This is a genomic window from Alphaproteobacteria bacterium (assembly GCA_039980135.1).
In the GTDB taxonomy this organism is placed as follows: domain Bacteria; phylum Pseudomonadota; class Alphaproteobacteria; order UBA6615; family UBA6615; genus UBA8079.
This window is the reverse complement of sequence record JBDXCV010000007.1, coordinates 11,690-33,739: the sequence shown is the minus strand read 5'-3', so window position 1 is coordinate 33,739 and position 22,050 is coordinate 11,690. Positions and strand designations below refer to the sequence as shown.

The following is a 22,050-nucleotide window of genomic DNA, read 5'->3' as shown; positions in this document are numbered from 1 at the left end:
ATGTCAGTGTCTTCCATCCTCATCACCATGGGCGACCCGGCAGGCGTCGGACCCGAGGTCATCTGCAAGGCGCTCGCCGAACTGCCGGCAGGCGAACGCGCGGATATCGCGGTGATCGGGTCCCGGCCTGTCCTGGAACGCGCCGACGCGCTGTGCGACACGCGTCTGCGTTTCGGGACAAACGCGATCCGGCTCATCGACATGCCGACCGAAGGCGTGGTGGAAGCGCCGCCCGCGCAAGTCTCGGCCGCCGGGGGCGACGCCGCCTACACCTACATCGTCCGCGCCGCCGAAATGGCCATGGCGGGCGACGCGGGTTGCATCGTGACGGCCCCCATCAACAAGGCCTCCCTGAACGCGGCCGGGCATCACTATGACGGCCACACCGGGCTGCTCAGCCACCTGGCCGGCGGCATCAAGCCGTTCATGCTGCTGTCGTCACCCACACTGTCCACAATCCATGTCTCGGCTCATGTCTCCATGGCCGATGCCATCCGACGCTGCACAACAGCGAACGTCCTCGATGTCATCCGCGCCGGTGACGGCCATTTCAAGCGCCTGGGCGTTGCCAAACCGCGCATCGCCGTGGCCGGGCTCAACCCCCATTGCGGAGAGAACGGGCTGTTCGGCGAGGAGGACGACCGTGAGGTCGCGCCGGCCGTCGCGGCGGCGAGATCAGAAGGCATCGACGCGACCGGACCGCTGTCCGGCGACACGGTGTTCGCCCGCGCCAACCAGGGTCAGTTCGATCTGGTGGTCGCCCAGTACCACGATCAGGGCCACGCGACGGTCAAGCTTATCGCCTTCGACACGGCGATCAACGTGACGGTGGGTTTGCCGTTCGATCGCTGTTCCGTGGATCACGGCACCGCGTTCGACATCGCCTGGACCGGCAAGGCCGACCACACGAACATGCTGGCGGCGATCAACTACGGGCGACGGCTGGCGGCGGCGAAACAAACTGCGTCCTAGGGTAGTTACCCCACGAAACGATTGACCGGGTAGTCCTGCGCCGCAAACCCCGCGCAGAACGGCCCCACATGCACCGCGAGGCTCTCGACCCGTTCACGTGCCGCCGCGCGGGCCGGTTCCTGGCGCGCCATCGCCGCCTCGACGTCTCGGCGCAGCTTGTCCATGTCCACCGTCGTCACCTGGCCGTCTTCGACCACCATGCGCCCGTCGATCATCACCTCGCGCACACCGCCGCTGTTCTCCGCGAACACGATCTGGTTGACCGGCTCGTTCAGGGGCACATAGCTCACCTTGCCCAGATCGAGCATGACGATGTCGGCCTTGTAGCCGGCCGCAATGCGCCCGATCTCGCCCTCCCAGCCCAGCGCCTTGGCGCCGGCCACCGTCGCCATTTCCAGCGCCTGGGCGCTTTCGAGCCATTGCTCATAGTCCGGTCCCTGCACCCGCGACAGGGTGCAGGCGAGCCGTGTGGCCTCGAACATATTGAGCGCGTCGGCGCAGGTGCAGGTGTCGGTGCCGATGGCAACGTTGATGCCCGCCTCACGCATGGCGACAGTCGCGGCCACGCCCGAACCCAGCCTGAGATTGCTCATCGGATTGTGGGAAACGGAAACGCCCCGGTCTGACAGCAGCTGCATGTCGTCGCCGGTCAGCCAGATGGCGTGGGCCGCGACGAGATTGGGTCCGAGCACACCCTGATCGTCGAGGAACGCCGCGAGAGATTTCCCATACAGTTCCTGGCTCGCCACCGCCTGTGCCTTCGATTCCGCCAGATGGGTCTGCATCAGGGCGCCATACTCGCGGGCCAGATCGCGGCAGCCATGCCAGAACGCCTCGTCGCAATGGTGGGGGATGGTCGGCCCGAGCGCCAGCTTCACGCGCGTGGGATCGTGGGGCCAGTGATGCAGCGCGTCGCGGCAAATCTCCAGCGACGCCGTGCCGGGGCCTGCCTGCAGCCCGTCCGCGACCTTCTGCAGTGCTTCAGGCAACGCATCGTAAAGACCTGGAATGGCCTGCCAGAGGCCGCGCGTGGACATCATCGGCGCGACGACGGCGCGCATGCCGACATCCATATAGGCCTGTCCCGCAGCTTCGAGCCCCTCGCGTGACGGCGCCGGTCCTTCGGCGAACATATCGAGGCATGCGGTGCAGCCGCCGAGGACAAGCTCACAGGCTGTCAGCTTTGCGGCGAGATACTTGTCGTCCCGGGTAAACCCCGCACCGGTCCAGGGATGAGAATTGAGCAAAAGTTCGAGAGTCCAGCGGTCCCCCATACCCTTCGCAAGGCTCGAGTTCCCATGCGTGTGGCCGTTCACCAACCCGGGCATCAGCAACCTGTCGGCGGCGTCGACCTCGATCGCCCCGTCCGGTGCGTCCATACCCGCGGAACCAATCTCGGCAATCACGTTGCCCTTAATCAGAATATCGGCAAACTCAGCCGAGCGGGCGACGATGTCGAGCAACCGACCGCCACGGATGACTTGGAACGCGTCAGACATTTGCGATGTTCCTCTTAATAATCAGAAGTACAGCATAGCGCGAAACGACCCGTCGATGACCCCCGCCGGGTCCAGTTCGCCGACATCTCTTGTGTGGTGGTTTCCTGCAAGCCGCCATACAAATATGGTGAGGGTCCGTACAGACACCCTCCACGGGTAACAACGCCCGCCATCCAACGGTATCGCGACTGAATGCCCAGCCCCCGCAACGTCAAACTGGTCCTTATTCTGGCCCTGGTCTCGGGGCTCGGGCCGATCACGATTCACGTCATCCTGCCGGTGTTGCCGGAAATCCAGCGCGTCTTCGTCGCCAGCAGCGCCATCACGCAGCTCAGCCTGACGCTCGGGGTCCTCGCCATGGCGGTGTCGACCATCGGCTACGGACCTGCGGCGGACACCTACGGACGCAAACCGGTACTGATATTGGGCCTGGTGTTGTTTATCGCCGGCAGCGGCATCTGCATCTGGTCGCCGACAATCGAGGTGCTGATATTCGGACGCATCGTACAGGCCGTCGGCGGTGCCGCCGGTATGGTGGTCGCGCGCGCCACCATCCGCGACATGTTCAGCCGCGAAGATTCCGCCCGCATGATCGGACAGGTCATGTCGATCGTGGTGATCTCGCCCATCATTTCACCCGTGATCGGCGGCTTCATCGTACAACTCGCCGGTTGGCAGTATGTTTTCATCCTCACCACGATTATGGGTTTGGTGACCCTCGTGTTTGCGCTGCCCAGTATTCCCGAAACCAGGGTTGTGAGCGCGCAAACAAGCTCGCTTGCTAACACGTTTCGCGCGTTTCCCGGCTTGTTGCGAGATCCGTCCTTTCTCGCCTTTGCCGGATATGCCGGATGCGGCATGGGCATGTTCATGGTGGTGGCCGGCGGCGTTCCCTTCCTCATGGCGGGCGTGTTCGATCGCACCCCGGCCGCGTTCGGACTGTTCTTCATGCTGATGAGCGGCAGCTTCCTCGTCGGGACGGTCATCAGTTCGCGAATAACCGTGCGTGTCGGCCTCGACCGCATGGTCCGTATCGGCAGCACAGGCGCGATGGTCGCCTCGTTGCTTATCCCGATCTTGTTTTTCTCCGGCATTCAATCACCCTGGGCGATCTTCCTGCCGGGGATTATCGTGGGCATCTTCCACGGGCTTGCCATGCCGAACGCCCAGGCCGGCGCGGTCAGCGTCAATCCTCAGGTTGCGGGGTCCGCATCCGGCCTCACCATGTTCCTCCAGATGTCCATCGGCGCCGCATTCGGCCAGGCGGCAGGCATGCTGTCCCATGACTCCGCACTACCCATCGCGATCCTGATCGGTATCGCCGGGCTGGGCGGATTCTTCGCCTATAATGGGACCATGTTTCTCACCCGCCAGAGGAATACCCCATGAAGCCATTCATTATCGCCGTCTTCGGACTTGCCATTGCGTTTGCGGCACCATCGCCCGCGAGCGCCCAGGTCCCGCCCGGGCAGGCCGAGATCGAGGCCTATGACGGGTTGTTCCGGGCCGCCGCCGACGGAGACATCGACGCTATCGAACGCCTCGTCGCCAACGGCGCAAAACTTAACGCACGCGATGGGCGCAAACGCACGCCGCTGATGGTTGCCGCCCATATGCGCCAGTACGACGCCGCCCGGGCATTGATCGCGGCCGGCGCGAATGTCGATGCTTTCGATGCCGACCGGTACGATGTCGTCACCATCGCCGCCGTGGCCGATGACCCCCAAATGTTGCGTGTCGCCATCGCCGGCGGTGCCAACACCAGCCTGGTGACCAGTATCTACGACGGCACCGCGCTGATCGCCGCGGCGCATCTGGGACATGACGAGGTGGTGCGTACCTTGATCCAGTTTGATGCGCCGCTGGACCATATCAACAATCTCGACTGGACGGCCCTGATCGAGGCGATCGTTCTGGGCGACGGGGGCAAGCGCCACGTCGCAACCGTCAGGGCGCTCGTCGACGCCGGTGCGGATGTAGACATCGCCGACGGGCGTGGTGTGCGCCCGCTCAGCCTCGCCCGGCAACGCGAATATACCGAGATCATCGAAATTCTCGAGGCGGCAGGCGCCAAGCCGTAGCGCCGCCCGGGGCTTCGCACAGGAATTGAAAGACGCATCATGACCGACGAACTCGAAGACCGGCTTGCCATCCGTGCTCTTGTTGAAAATTGGGTCGTGTGGCGCGATGCCGGCCTGTGGGACCGGTTTCGCACGGTCTGGCACGATGACGGGGTGATGATCGCGACCTGGACCCAGGGCACGGCGGACGAGTTCATTGCCATGAGCCGTACGGGTTTCGAGAAGGGCGTGAACGTCCATCATTTCCTGGGTGGCAATTCCATCGACGTGGCGGGTGACCGCGCCATCTCCATGACCAAGATGACCATCGCGCAACGTGCAGCCGTCCACGACGTGCTGGTCGATGTGGTCTGTACGGGCCGTTTCTATGACTTCTTCGAACGCCGCGCGGGGCGTTGGGGCATGACGTTACGCCAGCCGATATATGAAAAGGATCGGATGGATCCTGTCGATCCCGCCGCCCATCTTGAACTGGAGAAATCTGTCCTCGACTCCTATCCCGAGGGCTACCGCCACTTGGCCTATCTTCAGTCCCGCAACGGCATGGATGTGAAGCGCGACCTGCCCGGCGTGCGCGGCCCCGAGATCGAGGCGCTTTATGCGCGCGGTCAGGCCTGGCTCGACGGTGCGGACTCGCCGTTTTGAACAACACCCACTAGTCTGTAAGCGTTTTCTGGGAGGAGCATGACTATGCAGTTCGGTATTGGCCAATCGGTCCGTCGCAAAGAAGATCCAAAATTTCTGACCGGCCGCGGACGCTACGTCTCCGACATGGTCCTGGCCCGGCAGACCTATGCCGTCTTCATCTACTCGCCGCACGCCCATGCCGACATCAATTCGATCGACACATCCGCTGCCGAATCCGCACCCGGCGTCGTCGCCGTCCTGACGGGTGTCGACTATGCGGGCGACGGCATGGGACCGACCGGCGGCGTCATGCCGGAAGACATGGGTGGCCCTCCCGGGCACCGGACGATGCACATGCCTCTCGCCAGCGACCGGGTGCGGTTCGTGGGTGAGCGCGTGGCCGTTGTCATCGCCGAGAGCGAGGACCAGGCGCGCGATGCTGCCGATCTCGTGACGATCGAGTACGCCGAACTGCCGGCCGTCATCACGGCCACCGACGCCGTCAAGGACGGCGCCCCTCTCGTCCATGACGAAGCGGAGAACAACGTCAGCTTTACCCTGCGCCTCGGCAACGGCGACGCAACCGACGCGGCCATCAAGGGCGCGCACCATGTGACCCGCCTCAAGCTCCACAATAATCGCCTCGACGCGATGACGATGGAGCCGCGCGGCTGCCTGGGTGATTTCGACAGCAGCACGGGGCGCCTCACCTTTTATACAAGTACGCAAAACGTGCATGGCATCCGACAGGGCCTCGCGTCCCAGAACCTGAACGTACCCGAGAGTATGATCCGCGTGGTCGCGAAGGATGTCGGCGGCGGGTTCGGCATGAAGGGGCACGTCTATCCCGAAGAGGCCGTCGTCGCCTGGGCCTGCAAGCGCGTCGAGCGCCCGGTCAAATGGATCGCGACACGCAGCGAAGCGATGATGGGAGACGATCACGGGCGCGACCAGACCGTCGAGGCGGAACTGGCGCTCGATGAAAACGGCAAGTTCGTCGCGCTGCGCTGGCACGCGCTGCACAATGTCGGGGCCTATATCGAAGGCGCGGGTGCCATCCCCGTGCTGTTCGCCGTCAAGCTGGCGCCGACCGTCTACAACATCCCCAATGTGGACGTGATCAACAAGGCGGTCTTCTCCAACACCTCTCCGACCGTGCCCTATCGCGGTGCCGGGCGGCCCGAGGCGGTCTACATCATGGAGCGGGTCCTCGATGCCGCTGCCCGCGAGACCGGGATCGACCGGGCCGAGCTGCGGCGCATCAACTTCATCACGCCCGAGGAAATGCCCCATTCCACACTCACGGGCTGGACCTACGATACGGGCGACTATGCAACCGCGCTGGACAAGGCCCGCGGCATCGCCGACTGGGATGGGTACGACGCCCGCAAGGCGGCGACGGAAGCCGAGGGACTCAAACGCGGCCGGGGGATCGTCTATTACGTGGACAACACCGGCATTTTCAACGAGCGCATGGAGATCCGCTTCGACCCCAGTGGCACGGTCACGATCGTATCCGGCGTACTGTCCCACGGTCAGGGCCATGAGACCTCATTCTCCCAGATGCTGGCGGAATGGCTCGACGTCCCGATCGAGGATGTCAGGCTGGCCCAGGCGGACACCGATGAGGTGGCGATCGGCCGCGGCACCTATGCGTCACGCTCCATGATGGTCGGCGGCAGTGCGCTCCGCGCAGCGGCGGATGAAGTGATCGAACGCGGCAAGAAGTTCGCCGCGCACTTCATGGAATCCGACGCCGCCGACATCGAATTTAGCGACGGCAAGTTCACAATCGCCGGCACGGACAAGGAAATGCCCCTCAAGCAGGTGGCGCAGATGTCGTTCATGCCGGTGCATGTGCCCAGTGAACTGGGGGTCGGCCTGCAGGGCGTCGGCGCGTTCGCGGCCGAAGTACCCAGCTTCCCCAACGGCTGCCATATCGCCGAAGTCGAGATCGATCCGGACACGGGTGCGGTCCGCATCGACCGCTATACGGTCGTCGATGACATCGGCACGGTCATCAACCCGCTGCTCGCGCAGGCCCAGATCCACGGCGGTGTCGTGCAGGGCGTCGGACAGGCGCTCCTGGAGGATGTCGCCTATGACCCGGAAAGCGGCCAGTTGCTCGCCGGATCGCTGATGGATTATGGCGTCCCCCGCGCGGATTTGATGCCCGAGATCAACGTGGATTTCAGTCCGGTGTTCAGCAAATCGAACCCGATCGGCGCCAAGGGGGTCGGCGAAGGCGGCACGGTTGCCGGCACACCGACGATCGTCAACGCGGTCCTCGATGCCCTGGCGGAATATGATGTGCGGGAAATCGATACCCCGGTCACCCCCCAGAAAGTCTGGCAGGCGATACGAAAGTCTGCCGCGTAACGGAGCCCCGCAATTGATTCCCCGGGCTCAATATCCAGCGGTCAACACCGGATCACACTTGTTCCGGTTTTTGAGTTGCTATCCGGGCCGCTCCATTCAATAGTCGCGCCACAATAACAATCATTCAACACGACCAAACCTCGAAAGGGAGAACACCTTTGATCAAATCATTGAAGTATTTGGCTTTCGCCGCAGCCGCGCTGCCGGTCGCCGCATTCAGCCAGGCGGTAAACGCCCAGGACCTCGTTGTCGGCGCCGCCGGCAACCCTGGTGGCCTCACGGTCTTCGTCGCACAGGAGAAGGGCTTCTTCAACAAGAACGGCATCGACGTGAAGGTCGAAGTTCGCAACACCGGCTCGGAACTGTCCAAGGCCCTGCGCGCCGGTGAGTTTGACTATGCGTTGGCCTCTTTCACCAATGTCGGTGCCGCCCTCGAGCGCGGTCTCGATGTCCGCGCCGTCGTCGGCTATGTGGGCGCAGCCTACGCAAAGACGACAGCGGACGATGTTGTCGCCCTGGTCGCGACCGCCGATTCCGGAATTAATTCCATCGAGGACCTCAAAGGCAAGAAAGTCGGTGTCACCTTCGGCACGACCGGCGATGTCTGGCTCCAGCAGGCCCTTAAGCAGGTCGGCCTTTCCGTCAATGACATCGATCGGGTCAACACCCGTCCGCCGGGTCTCGTATCGGTGATCGACACGGGTGGCGTCGATGCCATTTCGGCTTGGGAACCGTTCATTTTCCGCACGCTCCAGAAAGTACCTGGCGCCAAAGTCGTCAAGCGCGGTGGCGATCTCGTCTGCTTCTGCGCCTACCTCCATGCGAAGCCGGACACGGTCTACAAGGACGAAGCCAAGACGCAGAAGTTCGTCGATGCGATTTCTGAATCTGCGGCCTACGTCCGCGACCCGGCCAACCGCGAGGAAGTGGCCGAAATCGGTACACGCTTCGTGAACATGACGAAGGAAGAGGTCCTTGGGGGCCTCCCGTTCTGGGTCTACGACCCGCGGATTGGTGAGAACACCGCCAAAGCCTTCGAAGATGCCAACGCGCTTCTGCTCGAACAGAAGAAGATGAAGAAGCCCTATGCGGCAGACAGATATCTGGATCCCAAATTCGTCCAGTCGACGATGAAGCGGCATCCGGAATGGTTCGCCGACCTGGCGCCAGGTCGCTGAGCCATCCAGGCTTGCAAAAAGTCTTAGAGACTTGAAGACATGACGGGCACAGATATGCATCTGTGCCCGTCATTGCATCTGAAACCCGTTCCCCGATTACGCACAGACGCGACGGCACTACGCCGCCGCGGTGGCTCGTTCAGATCAACAGCATTGATGCGTGGCCGACACATGATACGTGCTTCGCGCGACGCCCCACCGGCATCGGATCATTCGCCCGCACCGCAAAGCCACGTCCAGCTTGCGCTGGCGCCTCACGTCATAGTGAACGGTACGACGGGCTGAATCGGTACCGTCGGCCCTGACCGGACCATGAAAAGGTTGATATTGGCCATCAACCTCCGGATAGTGAGTTAACAAAAAATAATAAACGTCTTAGACATAAATAAGCGTACCTGGGAGGGTAACTTGTTCAAATCATTGAAATATATTGCCATTGCGGCGGCGGTATTGCCGTTTGTGGCGCTCGGCAATCCGGCGAGCGCACAGGATCTCGTCGTCGGTGCCGCGGGTAATCCCGGTGGCCTTGCTGTTTTCGTCGCGCAGGAAAAGGGCTTCTTCGCCAAGAACGGCGTCGACGTGAAGGTCGAGATCCGCAACACGGGCTCCGAACTTTCCAAGGGCCTGCGCGCGGGAGAGTTTGACTTCGCACCGGCCGCGTTCACCAATGTCGGTGCCGCGCTCGAGCGTGGGCTCGACGTCCGCGGTGTCGTCGGCTATGTCGGCGCAGCGTTCGAGAAGCCGACCGCCGATGCAGTTGTGGCGCTCGTTGCTTCGGGCAGCTCGGGAATTAATTCGGTCGCCGACCTGAAGGGCAAGAAAGTCGGTGTGACGTTCGGCTCAACGGGTGACGTCTGGTTGCTCCAGGCGATGAAGGAAGCCGGCCTCGGCGTCAACGATGTCGAGCGCGTGAACACGCGTCCGCCGGGCCTCGTCTCCGTTCTCGACACGGGTGGCGTTGACGCCATCGCGGCATGGGAGCCGTTCGTGTTCCGCGCCAGCCAGAAGGTCGCCGGTGCGAAGGTCGTGAAGCGTGGCGGCGATCTCGTCTGCTTCTGCGCCTATCTGCACGGAAACCCGGACCGGGTCTACAAGGACGAAGCTAAAACTCAGAAGTTCGTCGATGCGATTTCTGAAGCTGCCGCTTATGTCCGCAATCCCGCCAACAAGCAGGAAGTCGCCGAGATCGGCACCCGCTTCGTGAACATGACCAAGGAAGAGGTCCTCGCGGGTCTCGACTTCTGGGTCTATGACCCCCGGATTGGTCCGAACACGGCCATCGCATTCGAGAATGCCAACGCGCTTCTCCTCGAGCAGAAGAAGATGAAGGCACCGTTCGCGGCATCCAAGTATCTGGATTCCAAGTTCATCGAATCGACGATGAAGCGGCATCCGGAGTGGTTTGCCGACCTGGGGAAAGCCAGCTAGGCCTGCCGCAGTTTTGATCTTCATTTCAGTTGATGACATGACGGGCGCGGATTCGTCGTTCGCGCCCGTCGAACCTTCAGGAATATCATGACCACCGACGCAAAACTTATTGTCCAGGGCCTCGCGCACCACTATCCCGACGAATATACGGGTGAATCCGTTCACGCGTTGCAGGACATCAACCTGCAGATTTACGAGAACGAGTTCGTCGCGATCGTTGGCCCCAGTGGCTGCGGTAAAACGACTTTCCTTAACATCATTGCCGGCCTGCTTCCGTATCGCGAAGGCCGTGCCATGGTGGATGGTGTCGACATCCGCGGACCGGGCCCGGATCGGGGCGTGGTGTTCCAGGAACACGCCATCCTGCCTTGGCGGACCGTGAATCGAAATATTGGCCATGGCCTTGAGCTGCGCCGTGTGCCGAAGGAAGAGCGCGAGCGCCGCGTTCAGGAGTATGTGGACCTGGTCGGCCTGTCCGGCTTCGAGGACCGCTACCCCCACGAATTGTCCGGTGGCATGAAGCAACGTGTTGCCGTGGCGCGTACACTATGCGCCGACCCCGTGATCATGTTGATGGACGAGCCCTTTGCCGCCGTCGATGCGCAGACCCGGATCACACTTCAGGATGAGCTCAACCGCGTCGTCATGGCGACCAAGAAGACTATCCTGTTCATCACCCATTCGGTCGAGGAAGCCGCATTCCTGGGTGACCGATGCATCGTCTTCTCGCGCCGACCGGGCATGGTCAAATCCGAAATCGAGATCGACATTCCGCGCGAAGAACGGCTGTGGAAAGACATGGGGAACAATCCCCGTTTCCTCGCAGCCCGCGACGAAATCCTGAGCCTCGTGCGCTCGGAGGTTACCAGCGATGACGACGGTTGATACCGCGCCGACCCGGCGTAAATCGTTCAAGAAAACGGTCACGGACAGCCGCGCGATCCAGCTGCTCATTCTGCTGGTTGGCGTCCTGATCCTCTGGACGATCATCTCGGCGGTCATCGAACGGCCCGATCGCTATCTTCCCTCGCCTCTGACAACACTCGTCTCGTCGGTCGATCTGCTCGAGAAAGGCGTCCTGGTCAGTTTCTATGCCGACACCCTTACCCGGCTTGTCATTGGCAGCGTCATCGGGATCGCGCTGGGCATACCGTTCGGACTATTGCTCGGCCTGAATCGCAACATCGCGGACATGTTCTATCCGCTGATGAACTTCTTTCAGTCCGTGTCCGGCATCGCCATTTTCCCGGTGATCGTCATCTGGTTCGGTAACAGCAACACGACCGTCCTGATCGTGATCCTTTACACAAGTTTCTTTCCCATCGCATTCAACGTCCTGTCGGGCGTACGCTCGGTGCCGATGCGCTACATCAGCGCGGCGCGTACCCTCGGCGCTTCGCGGTTCCAGATCGTCAAGGACGTGCTGCTGCCGGGTGCGATGCCCTCGGTCGCCATCGGGTCGCGCCTTTCCATCGGCTTTGCATGGCGCGCCGTGATTGCCGGTGAAATGCTCGCGGGCCAGGCGGGCCTCGGCAACATGATCTTTGCGGGTCAGGAACTCGACAATACCGCACAGATCATTCTCGGCATGATGCTCATCGGACTGACCTGGATCATGCTGGATCACTACCTGTTGCGCCCGCTTGAATCCGACACCATCGAACGCTGGGGGCTCGTACAACGATGACCGCCATTACCGAATTTTCCGTCGCCGTTCAGCGCAAGTTTGGCCGTCAGCGCCTGCGCAAGTTCATCCTCGGTCTCATTCCCTTTGTCGTTCTGATCTTCCTCTGGCACCTGAACACGATATTCGTGTGGTTCGAGCCGGTTGAAATTCCGCCGATCGCGGATGTCTGGGGGGCCATCTTCTGGCTGCAGAGCGACTGCCCGGGCGTCTTCGCCGCGATCGAGGGGCACAACGGCTGTCAGTTGACCAACCACATCTCGTCGTCGATCGCCCGCGTGATTCTCGCCATGGTCGTGGGCGTTCCGCTGGGCATCGCATTCGGCATCATGGCCGGCATGAACCGTGTCGTTTCCGCCTATCTGGAGCCGATCGGCGTGTTCATGAACTCCGTATCCGGGATCGCCTGGATCCCGCTCGCGATTGTCTGGTTCGGTGTCGGCTGGGAAACCACCCTCTTCATCATGTTGAACACAATCTTCTGGTTGCTGTTCTTCAACACGATGATGGGCGTTCGCGCCGTTCCCAAGGTTCTGGTTCAGGGTGTGCAAACACTTGGCGGTTCGCGGCTCGACGCCATCCTGCAGGTCTACCTGCCGGGTGCGATGACCTCGATTATCACCGGTCTGCGCATGTCCATGGGATTTGGCTGGCGCGCATTGATCGCCGCCGAGATGATCGGTGGCGACAGCGGGCTCGGATTCATGATTTTCGTTTCCGCGCAGGAATTCAAAACCGAGGAAGTGTTCCTCGGCGTGATCCTGATCTCCATCATTTTCCTTGCCACCGACCGTTGGGTTCTCGTCCCGCTTGAAAAATGGACCATCGAGCGGTGGGGTCTCGTCTGGAAGCCTACTTGATATGACATCACAAGAAATGGATGAAGTCCGCCCGGTTCGCCGGCGCCGGGCCTGGTACAAACGTCGGGACATCCTGTTCATTGCCTTCGTGGCGGCGATCTGGATCGGCTGGGAAGGCTATGGCCGCGTAACCGGCCCCACACGCATCACCGATGCGTTGGAGACTGCGCTGGACGCACGCCCGGAGACCGTCAATCTCCTGGTGACCGCCAAATTCCCGCCGGAACGTTTCCATTCAAACGTCTACAACGAGGTTGGCGTACAACGCGGCACCGACGGCCCAACAACCCAGCTCGCGCGTGTGCAACCGTCCGGTGTGCGCTGGCTATCCCGGCAATACTGGATCAAATCGATCGATCTTGCGCCACCGAGTAATCGCTAAACTGCGAAACGCTTGCAAATTGGCCGTGTGACCTTCTAAAACCCGGCTCGCACCAATTTCGACGAGCCGGCGCCCCCTACCCATGAATGATGTCAGCGCATCCGAAGCGTCCCAACATTTCGACCGGCGCTACATCCTGAAGCTGTCCTGTCCCGACCAGCGCGGTATCGTGGCCGCGGTCGCAAGCTTTCTGGCCGAGCAGGATTGCAACATCCTGGAATCGGCGCAGTTCGACGACGAGCTGTCCGGTCAGTTCTTCATGCGCACGGTATTCGGCGCCGGTACCGCGACCCCGAATATCGACAACATCTCAGCGGCTTTCGGTCCCATCGCAGCCCGGTTTTCCATGGAGTGCTCCATCCACGATCAACAGGTGAAGCCCAAGGCGCTCATACTGGTCTCCAAACCGGGTCACTGCCTGAATGACCTCCTGTACCGAACCAGTTCAGGCTCGCTGGGCCTCGAGATCGCGGGGATCGTGTCCAACCACCCCGATCAGCAACCCCTCGCTGATTTCTACCACCTCGACTATCACCATCTACCGGTCACACCCGAGACCAAGGACGAGCAGGAGTCGCAGATCCGTGCGCTGATCGAAGCGACCGGCGCCGACCTGATCGTTCTTGCGCGCTACATGCAAATCCTGACACCGGAGATGTGCGCCTACCTCAGCGGCCGCTGCATCAACATTCACCATTCCTTCCTGCCGGGATTCAAGGGGGCCAAGCCCTATCACCAGGCCCATGCGCGCGGGGTAAAGCTGATCGGCGCCACCGCCCACTATGTGACCCCCGACCTGGATGAAGGCCCGATCATCGAGCAGGAAACCAGCCGGGTAAGCCACGCCCAAACGCCCGAGGACATGGAACGGATCGGCCGTGATCTGGAAAGCGTCGTTCTGGCCCGCGCCGTGCGCTATCACATCGAGCAGCGGGTCCTGCTGCGCGGCGACCGGACGGTCGTCTTTTCCTAGCGTTCCCGGAAAGCCTCGGACCGGGTCTTCAGCACCGGCTGTATCAGGTAGTCCAGCACGCGTTTCTCACCCGTGTGGATATCAATCGTCGCCTGCATTCCCGGAATGATTGGCAAGGAGCCATCTGCCCCCAGAGCGCTGTTCGCCGTCTCGACGACGACGCGGAAGTAATGTTGACCGGAACGGTCCGTATCGGCATCCGCCGCGATACTCACCACCTGCCCCTCAAGTCCACCATAGCGAACAAAGTCATAGGTGCTGACTTTCACAACGGCCTTTTGGCCGACCTCCACATGGCCGATATCGCGCGGATCAAGGCGCGCTTCGATCAGCAGGCGCTCTCGCGATGGGACGATCTGCATGATCGAGTCACCCGGACCGACAACGCCGCCGATCGTGTGATAGGCAAGATTCTGGACCACGCCTTCGATCGGGCTTGAAATCACGGCGCGGGAACGCTGTTCCGTCGCCTTGACGAGGCGTTCCTGTTCTCGCGCGACTTCGAGCTCGACAAGAGTGATCTGCTCCGAGATCGCCCGGCGGAACTCGAGGGTGATCTCGCGAACACCCTCTTCGGCCTCGGCCAACGCCGCCTTCGCACGCGGCAGATTAGAACGCAGGCGATCGATCTCACCTTTCAGTTCTTCCAACTCCCGCTCCCGCTCGAGATGTTCCATGCGCGGTGTCAGTTCTTCTTCCAAAAGCGATCGGGACAAACGAAAGCGTTCTTCCACCAGCGGCAGGCTGGCGGCAAAGGCGCGGCGACGCGCCTCGAACTCTGCCACCTCAAGGGCCCGCTGTTCCACGCGTCCGCGCGCCGAGGCCAATCGGCTTTCCAGTTGCGCGCGCGTCAATGCCAGCGCTTCGTTTTCCGCCAGCACAAGCTGGGGATGGCGTTCGGCGGCATCAGCGGGATAGGAAGGCTCGGTTTCAGTCGCCAACGCGACCAGTCGCGCACGCTTGAGGACAAGTCCGTCGATCCGTACCTGGAGTTCTTCGCGATTGACGCCGCCGCTCGCCAGATCCAGTTCGACCAACGGCTGCCCCGCTTTCACCAACGCGCTGTCCTCGACAAACAAGGCCTTGATGATGCCTCCCTCCAGATGCTGGATCAGGCGCACTTGTCCCTGCGGCACCACCTCACCATCCGCGATCGAAACTTCGTCGAGCGACGCGATCGACGCCCAGCCCAAAGCCCCCAACAGCAGCAGCGCCACGATCCAACCGGTTCTTCGCCACGACAGGCCGATCTGACGGGCCGCCATATCCTTTAACGGGTTGCCGTTCTCCGTCATCAGGTCTTCTGCTCCAGCGGGATGGGTTCATTTTCGCCCGAAAACAATTGCCGCAGAATATCCGGCCCCGGGCCTGCCGCCGCAATCTGCCCGCGCTCAAGCACCAAAATATTCTCGCACGCGCTCAACAAGACGGGGCTGTGGGTCACGATTACAACATTGTGGTCCGTCGCGAGTTCGTGCAACGCAGTGCGAAGCTGCTCCTCCGAAGGCCGGTCGAGATTTGCCGTCGGTTCATCCAGCAGGAGCACGGGGGGATCACCAAACAGCGCGCGGGCAATCGACAAGCGCTGGCGCTGACCGCCTGACAGGCGGCTGCCGGCCTCGCCGACATTGGTTCCATAGCCATCGGGCAGATCGATAATGAATTCATGCGCGCCCGCGAGACGCGCGACCCGTACCACCTCTGCGTCGGGATCGGCATGATCGCGCCGTGCGATATTGTCGCGTATCGTGCCCGACAGCAGAAACGTCTCCTGGGGTACGTAGCCGATCCAGGCGGCGAGGTCGGTACGCGAATACTGCCCGATATCTCCGCCATCGATCAGGACCCTGCCGGTATCGGGCTGATACAGACCCTGCATCAGTTTTATCAGGGTCGACTTGCCGCTTCCGCTGCGTCCGACTATCCCGTGCAGTCCCCCGGGCTTGAGCGTGAAGTTGACATCCCCGATAACGGGTTCTCCATCCGCGTCATAGCGAAACGCGAGATGATCGGCGGACAACACGCCTTCCGGGCGCACCATCGCCACCGCCGTCTGCATCCGCTCCTCGGGCAGCGCGAACAATTCCTCGAGGCGCTGCCGCGCCATGACGAACGATGTCCAGTTGCGCCATGTTCCAACGAGTTGATTGAGTGGCGAAATAAGCCTGTTGGCCAACATGTTGGTGGCGATGAGGGCGCCGATCGTGATCTGCTGTTCGAGAATTGCGACGGCGCCCACCGCGGTAATCGCAACTGTCGTCAGCAACGACATTGCGAGTCCCAGATTGGCGAACGTATCGTTGCGTCGCCCGCGATCGAGCGAAGCCGAGATCGTATCCACCTGCTCCCGCTCCAGCCGGTCGCGCAACCGGGGCGCGAGATCGAGTGATTTCAAGGTCGTACGACCCGCGACAAACTCGTTCACGATAGCGTCCCGGGAAATCTGACGGCCCTGCTCATGCTGGCCGGACGTCGCCGCCACACGTGAGGAGTACAAGGCGATGAACACGAACGCCGGGACCGCGAGCAGGACCACCCAGAGAATAGGCAGTGCGATCACCGCGATCAGGGCCAGGAACAGGAGTGCAAACGGCACATCCACGGCAAGAATCACCGGGGCTCCGCCAAGGGTATTGCGAACCCGCTCCACATCGCGCTGGAGAACCAGCCAGCGCGCGCCTTCAGACTTCTCCAGTTGCCGCAGGGAGAGCTGGGCGAGTTTTTCGTAGAGCCGCCCCGAAAGCATCGCATCGACGCGCACCGACGCACGCTGCAGGACCCGGCTTCGCGCCTGTCGCAAAACGAAATCGAACCCGATGGCGATCGCGATACCGAAGACCAGGGCCTGAAGCGTGGATATTCCCGCGAAGAAGACAACCCGGTCGTACACCTGCAGGACGAACAGGGGCACCGCGAGCGCCAGTATATTGATGAACAGGGACAGGAATGCGAGTTCGCGATACTGAGGCCACAGACTGCGGAGCAATTCTGGCAAATAGGAGTCAGTCTGCGAGCCGCGCATCGATGGGTCAGCGGCTAGCGGGCCGCGGTGTCCCTGGTATCGAACTGCCCCGTGTCGTCGACCAGCGAGCCGCTTTGCGGCTGGAGATCAAACAGGTTGGCCGGGGTCAGCTGCCCCATCGAGAACAACAACTGCGCACGCGCCAGGCGCGCATCGAATTCCGCCCGGATCTGCTTGATCCGCGCATTGAAGACCTCGGTCTCTGCATCCAGCACGTTGATCGCCGTATCATTGCCGGCAGCCCTGAGCTTCTGCCGGGCCTCAAACACTTCGCGGGCGATCGAGGAAGCGTTGCGCAGGAGTTCCGAGCGCGCTTCGGCGGTCTTCAACGCCTGCCATGAGACCCCGATATCTTCTTCAACCGTCCGGCGAATATCCGCCTCGGTTGCGATCGCCGCCGCCTTCTCGAACGCGGCACCGGCCGCCGCCGACTCGTTGCGGAACCCTGCGAACAGCTCCCAGTTAACTCGTAACAACACGGAATAGTCGCGACGGATGCCGCGATTGGTGTTCACATTGTCTTCGAAGTTCGTGGACCCAACGAGATCAACCGACGGATAGAAGCTCGATTGCGCCACATCCTCGCGCTCGGCGGCAGCCGATACGCGGTTTCCGGCAACCTTGAGGTCGATATTCTGCTCCAGCGCGGAATCGCGGGTTTCCGGCAAGGTCCGCGGCAAGGTCGAAGGCGGGACATCAATGGCGGACAACTCGCCTGTCGCCGGAGAGCCACCAAACACCTGCTCATAGCGCGTGATCGCCTCGATCAAACCACCTTCGAAGGCGACGCGCTGCTCCTTCGCCAACTGAAGCCGGGTCTTGGCGAGCAAGACGTCCACCGCGATGCCCGACCCGCGCTCGACCCGTTCATCCTCTAGATTGAGTTGCCGGGCGATGGTCCGCTCGCTCAATGTCGCCAACTGGACGAGGAGCGAGTCACGGGTCACCGCGTTGTGAGCCCGAATGGCATCCAGCGTCAGCGACTGACGGGTGCGTTCGAGTACGAGCCGCGCACGACCTGCATCGAGCTTGGATATCTCGAAAGCAGATGTGTTCCCGAAACCGGAGAACAGGTTCTGGGTCGCCGTCAGCGTCGCCTTGCTGCGCGCCAGGCTGGACGGGTCACCGGGGTCCTCGCGCCTGTCCGGGCTGTCGATATACTCGTACCCATGATCTGCCGACAATGAAACCTGAGGCAGGAAAGCCGCGCGCGCCTGGCCGATGCCCTCACGGGTCGACCCAAGGCCTTTTTCCGCCGCAATGATCCGCGGATGTTCCGCCAGCATCCGCATCAACAAATCCTCAAAGGATTGTGCAGAGGCAGAACTTCCGCCGAAAAGCGGAAGAGCGGTCGTCATCGCAATCAAAAGGCTTCGTGCAACGCGCACCAGGGTCCACTCCTCTTTATTCCCCAGCTCTCACAGCAGGGCCTCGTGGGGCGTCAAGTTACCATCGTCCAATAAAGGACAACAGGCCCCGCACGCGATCCGTTCGAACGTTGCAAATTGTGCGTAACAACGCCCTGGGCGCAGTCCGAAATGCGACCAGAACCTGTCTCCGGCTGTCCGGGTTATCGGTAAACGGGATGGGGAAATTCTTTTATCATTCAAAAACAGTAAGTTAATGGCCACTCAGCATTGTTACAAGAGTTGGCACGGGAGTTGCAATTCCTTGGGCATGACCATTCTGCACATGCAACTAACGAGTTGTCCCATGAACGCATCGATCGAATCCGGCGATACGAAGTTTGAAAATATCCAGTCCGAGCGGCGCGCCACCGAGCGGACATTCAAAAGCTGGGACCGTTTCGCGCGCGACTGCCTCGGCGAATTCGTCAATACAATGCTCAACGATCATTGGGATGAGGACAGTCATGATTTCCTGATGGTCTATGACACCGTGAGTCCCGATCATTCCTCCATCGTCATCTCGGGCACGGGCGCACAGGCATTTCTCGGACTGCCATCGAGCCGCTTCCCTGCCGCCCAGCGTTTGCCGAACGATGTCCGCGAAGAATTCCTCGCCGCCGCGGGACGGGCCGTGAACAACGAATCCCCGAGCCGGAACAGCGGCATCTACACCGACAAGTTCGGAAACGAAGTCGCCTATCGCAGCATCTTCGTACCGACGAAGCCCGCTGCGGATAACGAACCCGCCTGCATTTACGGCACGTTTTCCGCCAAATTCGTCGCTGACGCGGCCAACGAAACCATTATGTAGTCCGGGTTCTGCCTTAAGCGTTCAAAGGGCCGGGCCCTACTCTCCCGCCTGACGGCTCAACCCAGACCCGGCATCGATTTCGCTGCCCGCGGCCGCGTAGGAATGCCGGAACGCCTGCTCGGTCTCGGCCAGGACGCCATTCAGCACCACCAGGCGCCGATGAAAATCGATCTCTTCGAAGCTTCGTCCCGCACGGCAATCATGCTCAAGCTCGCGCGCGCGCCGCTCCAGGCGCTGTGCGCCGAAAGTCGCCGCGCTGCTGCCCACACTGTGGATCTCGCGTTCGATATCATGGCGTGGCATGTCCGCTTCGGCGGAGACGCGGCCAAGCCGTGAGCGGGCATCATCAAGGAATTTGCCGACAAGGTTCGAGACGGCTTCCGCCCCGACATCGGCCTCGAGCTGAGACATGACGGATACATCGATCAGCTCGACATCCTCGACCTGATCCATTGGCGCTTCGACCTCGGTCGTGGCGGGGGCCGCAACCCCGACGACCTCTTCCTGCGAAACGTTATCGCTTCCGATCAGGCTCTCGACGGTTGCTCCCAATGTTGCCTGATCGAACGGCTTCGACAACAGATCGTTCGCGCCAGCTTCTTCGCACATTGTCCGATCGTCGGAAACGACATCCGCAGACAGTGCCAGTATCGGCATCTGCGAACGTTCGTCTGGCCGGGCGCGGATTCCACGCATGATATCCGTTCCGTGCATGTCAGGGAGATGCAGATCGACGAGAATGGCATCATAGGCAGTCTTGTCGACGGCCATCAGCGCCGCCTTGCCCGTATCGACAGCGTCGACACGGAAACCGGCGTTGCGGAGCATCGCACCGACAACCACGCGATTGACCTCGACATCCTCGACCAGAAGAACGCGCCGTCCGTTGCGCGATACGTTGCCGCCGAATGACGGATTGAAGACCGCAAGATCCGCCTGGTCGCGTTCGACAACTTCCTGCGACGGGTCGATTTCCAGCGGCAGAAACTCGCCATTCGGGCCAAACGGCGTGAACGCAACCTCGCGATAACCGACCCCGTGCCATCGCACCAGTTCACCGCGCCGGGTCGCCGACAATGCAATGACGAGCGCATGTGGTTCTTCCATGCCGGATTCCGTGCGCAGGTGCTGGATGACCCGTTCGGCGCCATCGCGCGGCAGATTGGCGTCAACAATCACAATGGTCCTGGCCATGTCGCATGACGCGAGTACCGAACCCGACTCACGAACAGACACGACCTCGTCAACGGTCCAACCCCGCAGTTGGGCCGCATGCTCGAACATCTCCCGCGAAACAATATTCTCGCTGATAATCACCGCATGCTGGACCGGGAACTCCGAATCAACGGCGGCGCGCGGCGCGATATCGGACCCGGCCGAAGACAGGCTGACCGTAAACCAGAATCGGCTCCCCTCACCCGGCCGACTGTCGAAACCGATCTGGCCGCCCATCATTTCGACGAGGCGCTTGGCAATCGAAAGTCCCAACCCGGTCCCGCCATAGCGGCGATAGGTTCCGGGGTCGGCCTGGGCATATTCGCCGAACAGTTCGTCCTGCTGATCTTCCGGGATACCGATCCCGGTATCCGCAACCTCGAACCGCAGCACGATATTCTCGCCGACAACCGATTCTACATCGGCCCGGACGAAAACCCCGCCACGCTCGGTGAATTTCACCGCGTTGTTCACGAGATTCAGCAAGACCTGGCGCAGCCGTGCCGGATCACCGATGGCGCGTTGTGGCACGTTCAGCGAGAACCAGGGGAACAGCTCAAGGGCTTCGCTGTGGGCCTTCGGCGCCATCAGATCGACGACATCGTTCATCACCTCGACCGGGTCGAAGACTTCCGGCGACAATTTCAATCTGCCGGCTTCCAGTTTCGAGTAGTCGAGGACATCGTCGATAACATTCAGCAACGCCTTGCTCGACCGTAACGCGATTTCGGCGATACCACGTTGCTGTCGTTCGAGCGGCATATCGACAAGAAGATCCAGCGTCCCGAGCACCCCCGTCATCGGCGTCCTGATCTCATGGCTCATCAGGGCCAGGAATCGCGACTTGGCCTCATTGGCCCGGTCCGCCTCGTCACGCGCGATCCGCATTTCTTCCTCGGCCTCGCGGGTGCGCCGGATTTCCCGGATCAACAGGAAAATCAGCGCGCCGATGCCCAGAACAGTGCCGGCCGCCGTCAGCAGCATCTCCGCGAACGCCGGCTGCAGGTTGAGGTCGCGGGCCGAAAAAGCTTCGCGTTCCCCGCGTTCGGCCGTCCGGATAAACCGCTGGAGGAATGACAATTCCACCTCGATGTCCCGCCGCATGCCGAGCGGGCCGCGGATATCACCGGGTTGCAGGGCGAGTATTCGTGGTTCGAGCGATGCCAGCAGCGCGCGCAGATTTTGGCCCCGCGGATAGGAATATTGCGGAGCGTCATCCGCCGCCTCGATGGATTCGAGCAGCTTCGGCAGGCGCTGGTCGAGCTCGCGGTAACGGGCGAGTACCCCCTCGCGATCGACATTGCTGCGTACGGAGCCAAACTGGTCCAGCCCGTTCAGGAGCTTCGAGAACTCGAACTCGATCTGCGAGACATACCAGAGCGCCGATTTGTAATCGCCGGCAGACACCTGGTACTGGGCGCGCAGGTTGATGACCGATACGGCACTGGTCGTACCGAGAATCGCAATCGCGATGGCCAGAAGGACATACTTGGCGTCGAGTTTTTCGAGCAGGAAGCGCATGAACCCTCT

18 protein-coding genes are annotated in these 22,050 nt (G+C 61.6%); 13 read left to right on the top strand and 5 right to left on the bottom strand.

Going from position 1 to position 22,050, the window contains the following annotated elements:
- Positions 1-972, top strand: coding sequence for a 4-hydroxythreonine-4-phosphate dehydrogenase PdxA (pdxA, locus tag ABJ363_09625; protein ID MEP4379246.1), 972 nt, complete (start codon positions 1-3; stop codon positions 970-972).
- 5 nt (positions 973-977) lie between these two features.
- Here pdxA and ABJ363_09620 read toward each other — a convergent pair whose 3' ends face one another.
- Complete coding sequence (locus ABJ363_09620; protein MEP4379245.1) at positions 978-2,471, bottom strand: amidohydrolase; 1,494 nt, start codon at positions 2,469-2,471, stop codon at positions 978-980.
- A gap of 192 nt (positions 2,472-2,663) precedes the next feature.
- Between ABJ363_09620 and ABJ363_09615 the strand changes: the two genes are divergently transcribed.
- From ABJ363_09615 to purU, 11 genes are all read left to right on the top strand, one after another.
- A complete protein-coding gene (locus tag ABJ363_09615) occupies positions 2,664-3,860 on the top strand; it encodes a multidrug effflux MFS transporter (protein ID MEP4379244.1) in 1,197 nt (398 codons plus the stop codon).
- A complete protein-coding gene (locus tag ABJ363_09610; protein MEP4379243.1) occupies positions 3,857-4,552 on the top strand; it encodes an ankyrin repeat domain-containing protein in 696 nt (231 codons plus the stop codon). The genes ABJ363_09615 and ABJ363_09610 overlap by 4 nt, the downstream gene beginning before the upstream one ends.
- Before the next feature lie 39 nt (positions 4,553-4,591).
- Positions 4,592-5,197: a nuclear transport factor 2 family protein gene (locus ABJ363_09605; protein MEP4379242.1), complete on the top strand. Its 606-nt coding sequence runs from the start codon at positions 4,592-4,594 to the stop codon at positions 5,195-5,197.
- Positions 5,198-5,242: 45 nt separating this feature from the next.
- Entirely contained in the window at positions 5,243-7,558 is a 2,316-nt protein-coding gene (locus tag ABJ363_09600; GenBank protein MEP4379241.1) for a xanthine dehydrogenase family protein molybdopterin-binding subunit, read from the top strand.
- A gap of 158 nt (positions 7,559-7,716) precedes the next feature.
- Positions 7,717-8,736, top strand: coding sequence for an ABC transporter substrate-binding protein (locus ABJ363_09595; GenBank protein MEP4379240.1), 1,020 nt, complete (start codon positions 7,717-7,719; stop codon positions 8,734-8,736).
- Between the two features lie 408 nt (positions 8,737-9,144).
- Positions 9,145-10,164, top strand: a complete 1,020-nt coding sequence (locus ABJ363_09590) for an ABC transporter substrate-binding protein (GenBank protein ID MEP4379239.1) — start codon at positions 9,145-9,147, stop codon at positions 10,162-10,164.
- Between the two features lie 87 nt (positions 10,165-10,251).
- Positions 10,252-11,049, top strand: coding sequence for an ABC transporter ATP-binding protein (locus ABJ363_09585; GenBank protein MEP4379238.1), 798 nt, complete (start codon positions 10,252-10,254; stop codon positions 11,047-11,049).
- Entirely contained in the window at positions 11,036-11,851 is an 816-nt protein-coding gene (locus tag ABJ363_09580; GenBank protein ID MEP4379237.1) for an ABC transporter permease, read from the top strand. The genes ABJ363_09585 and ABJ363_09580 overlap by 14 nt, the downstream gene beginning before the upstream one ends.
- Entirely contained in the window at positions 11,848-12,708 is an 861-nt protein-coding gene (locus ABJ363_09575; GenBank protein ID MEP4379236.1) for an ABC transporter permease, read from the top strand. Before ABJ363_09580 ends, ABJ363_09575 begins: the two co-directional genes overlap by 4 nt.
- Before the next feature lies 1 nt (position 12,709).
- Positions 12,710-13,090, top strand: coding sequence for a hypothetical protein (locus ABJ363_09570; GenBank protein MEP4379235.1), 381 nt, complete (start codon positions 12,710-12,712; stop codon positions 13,088-13,090).
- 82 nt (positions 13,091-13,172) lie between these two features.
- Positions 13,173-14,063 carry a formyltetrahydrofolate deformylase gene (gene purU / locus ABJ363_09565; protein MEP4379234.1) on the top strand — a complete coding sequence of 297 codons (891 nt, stop codon included), beginning with the start codon at positions 13,173-13,175 and terminating at the stop codon, positions 14,061-14,063.
- On the opposite strand, the gene ABJ363_09560 is transcribed toward purU, so the two are convergent.
- Genes ABJ363_09560 through ABJ363_09550 form a run of 3 tightly spaced genes read right to left on the bottom strand, consistent with a single transcriptional unit; the run spans position 14,060 to position 18,377 of the window.
- Complete coding sequence (locus ABJ363_09560) at positions 14,060-15,358, bottom strand: HlyD family type I secretion periplasmic adaptor subunit (GenBank protein ID MEP4379233.1); 1,299 nt, start codon at positions 15,356-15,358, stop codon at positions 14,060-14,062. The genes purU and ABJ363_09560 overlap by 4 nt on opposite strands.
- The gene (locus tag ABJ363_09555) at positions 15,358-17,049 is read right to left on the bottom strand and encodes an ATP-binding cassette domain-containing protein (GenBank protein ID MEP4379232.1); all 1,692 of its coding nucleotides are present in this window, start codon (positions 17,047-17,049) and stop codon (positions 15,358-15,360) included. The genes ABJ363_09560 and ABJ363_09555 overlap by 1 nt, the downstream gene beginning before the upstream one ends.
- Before the next feature lie 50 nt (positions 17,050-17,099).
- On the bottom strand, positions 17,100-18,377 hold the full coding sequence (locus ABJ363_09550; GenBank protein ID MEP4379231.1) for a TolC family protein: 1,278 nt from the start codon (positions 18,375-18,377) through the stop codon (positions 17,100-17,102).
- Positions 18,378-18,798: 421 nt separating this feature from the next.
- On the opposite strand from ABJ363_09550, the gene ABJ363_09545 reads away from it, so the two are divergent.
- On the top strand, positions 18,799-19,305 hold the full coding sequence (locus tag ABJ363_09545) for a hypothetical protein (protein MEP4379230.1): 507 nt from the start codon (positions 18,799-18,801) through the stop codon (positions 19,303-19,305).
- 36 nt (positions 19,306-19,341) lie between these two features.
- Here ABJ363_09545 and ABJ363_09540 read toward each other — a convergent pair whose 3' ends face one another.
- A complete protein-coding gene (locus tag ABJ363_09540) occupies positions 19,342-22,041 on the bottom strand; it encodes an ATP-binding protein (GenBank protein ID MEP4379229.1) in 2,700 nt (899 codons plus the stop codon).
- Between the last annotated feature and the right edge of the window lie 9 nt (positions 22,042-22,050).

Excerpts from the sequence above, each read along its gene's own strand:
- ABJ363_09540 (MEP4379229.1), bottom strand. The coding sequence starts at position 22,041 with ATGCGCTTCCTGCTCGAAAAACTCGACGCCAAGTATGTCCTTCTGGCC.
- ABJ363_09550 (MEP4379231.1), bottom strand. The coding sequence starts at position 18,377 with ATGCGGATGCTGGCGGAACATCCGCGGATCATTGCGGCGGAAAAAGGC.
- ABJ363_09575 (MEP4379236.1), top strand. The coding sequence starts at position 11,848 with ATGACCGCCATTACCGAATTTTCCGTCGCCGTTCAGCGCAAGTTTGGC.
- pdxA (MEP4379246.1), top strand. The coding sequence starts at position 1 with ATGTCAGTGTCTTCCATCCTCATCACCATGGGCGACCCGGCAGGCGTC.
- ABJ363_09605 (MEP4379242.1), top strand. The coding sequence starts at position 4,592 with ATGACCGACGAACTCGAAGACCGGCTTGCCATCCGTGCTCTTGTTGAA.
- ABJ363_09545 (MEP4379230.1), top strand. The coding sequence starts at position 18,799 with ATGAACGCATCGATCGAATCCGGCGATACGAAGTTTGAAAATATCCAG.
- ABJ363_09570 (MEP4379235.1), top strand. The coding sequence starts at position 12,710 with ATGACATCACAAGAAATGGATGAAGTCCGCCCGGTTCGCCGGCGCCGG.
- ABJ363_09560 (MEP4379233.1), bottom strand. The coding sequence starts at position 15,358 with ATGACGGAGAACGGCAACCCGTTAAAGGATATGGCGGCCCGTCAGATC.
- ABJ363_09580 (MEP4379237.1), top strand. The coding sequence starts at position 11,036 with ATGACGACGGTTGATACCGCGCCGACCCGGCGTAAATCGTTCAAGAAA.
- ABJ363_09610 (MEP4379243.1), top strand. The coding sequence starts at position 3,857 with ATGAAGCCATTCATTATCGCCGTCTTCGGACTTGCCATTGCGTTTGCG.
- ABJ363_09615 (MEP4379244.1), top strand. The coding sequence starts at position 2,664 with ATGCCCAGCCCCCGCAACGTCAAACTGGTCCTTATTCTGGCCCTGGTC.
- ABJ363_09620 (MEP4379245.1), bottom strand. The coding sequence starts at position 2,471 with ATGTCTGACGCGTTCCAAGTCATCCGTGGCGGTCGGTTGCTCGACATC.
- purU (MEP4379234.1), top strand. The coding sequence starts at position 13,173 with ATGAATGATGTCAGCGCATCCGAAGCGTCCCAACATTTCGACCGGCGC.
- ABJ363_09600 (MEP4379241.1), top strand. The coding sequence starts at position 5,243 with ATGCAGTTCGGTATTGGCCAATCGGTCCGTCGCAAAGAAGATCCAAAA.
- ABJ363_09585 (MEP4379238.1), top strand. The coding sequence starts at position 10,252 with ATGACCACCGACGCAAAACTTATTGTCCAGGGCCTCGCGCACCACTAT.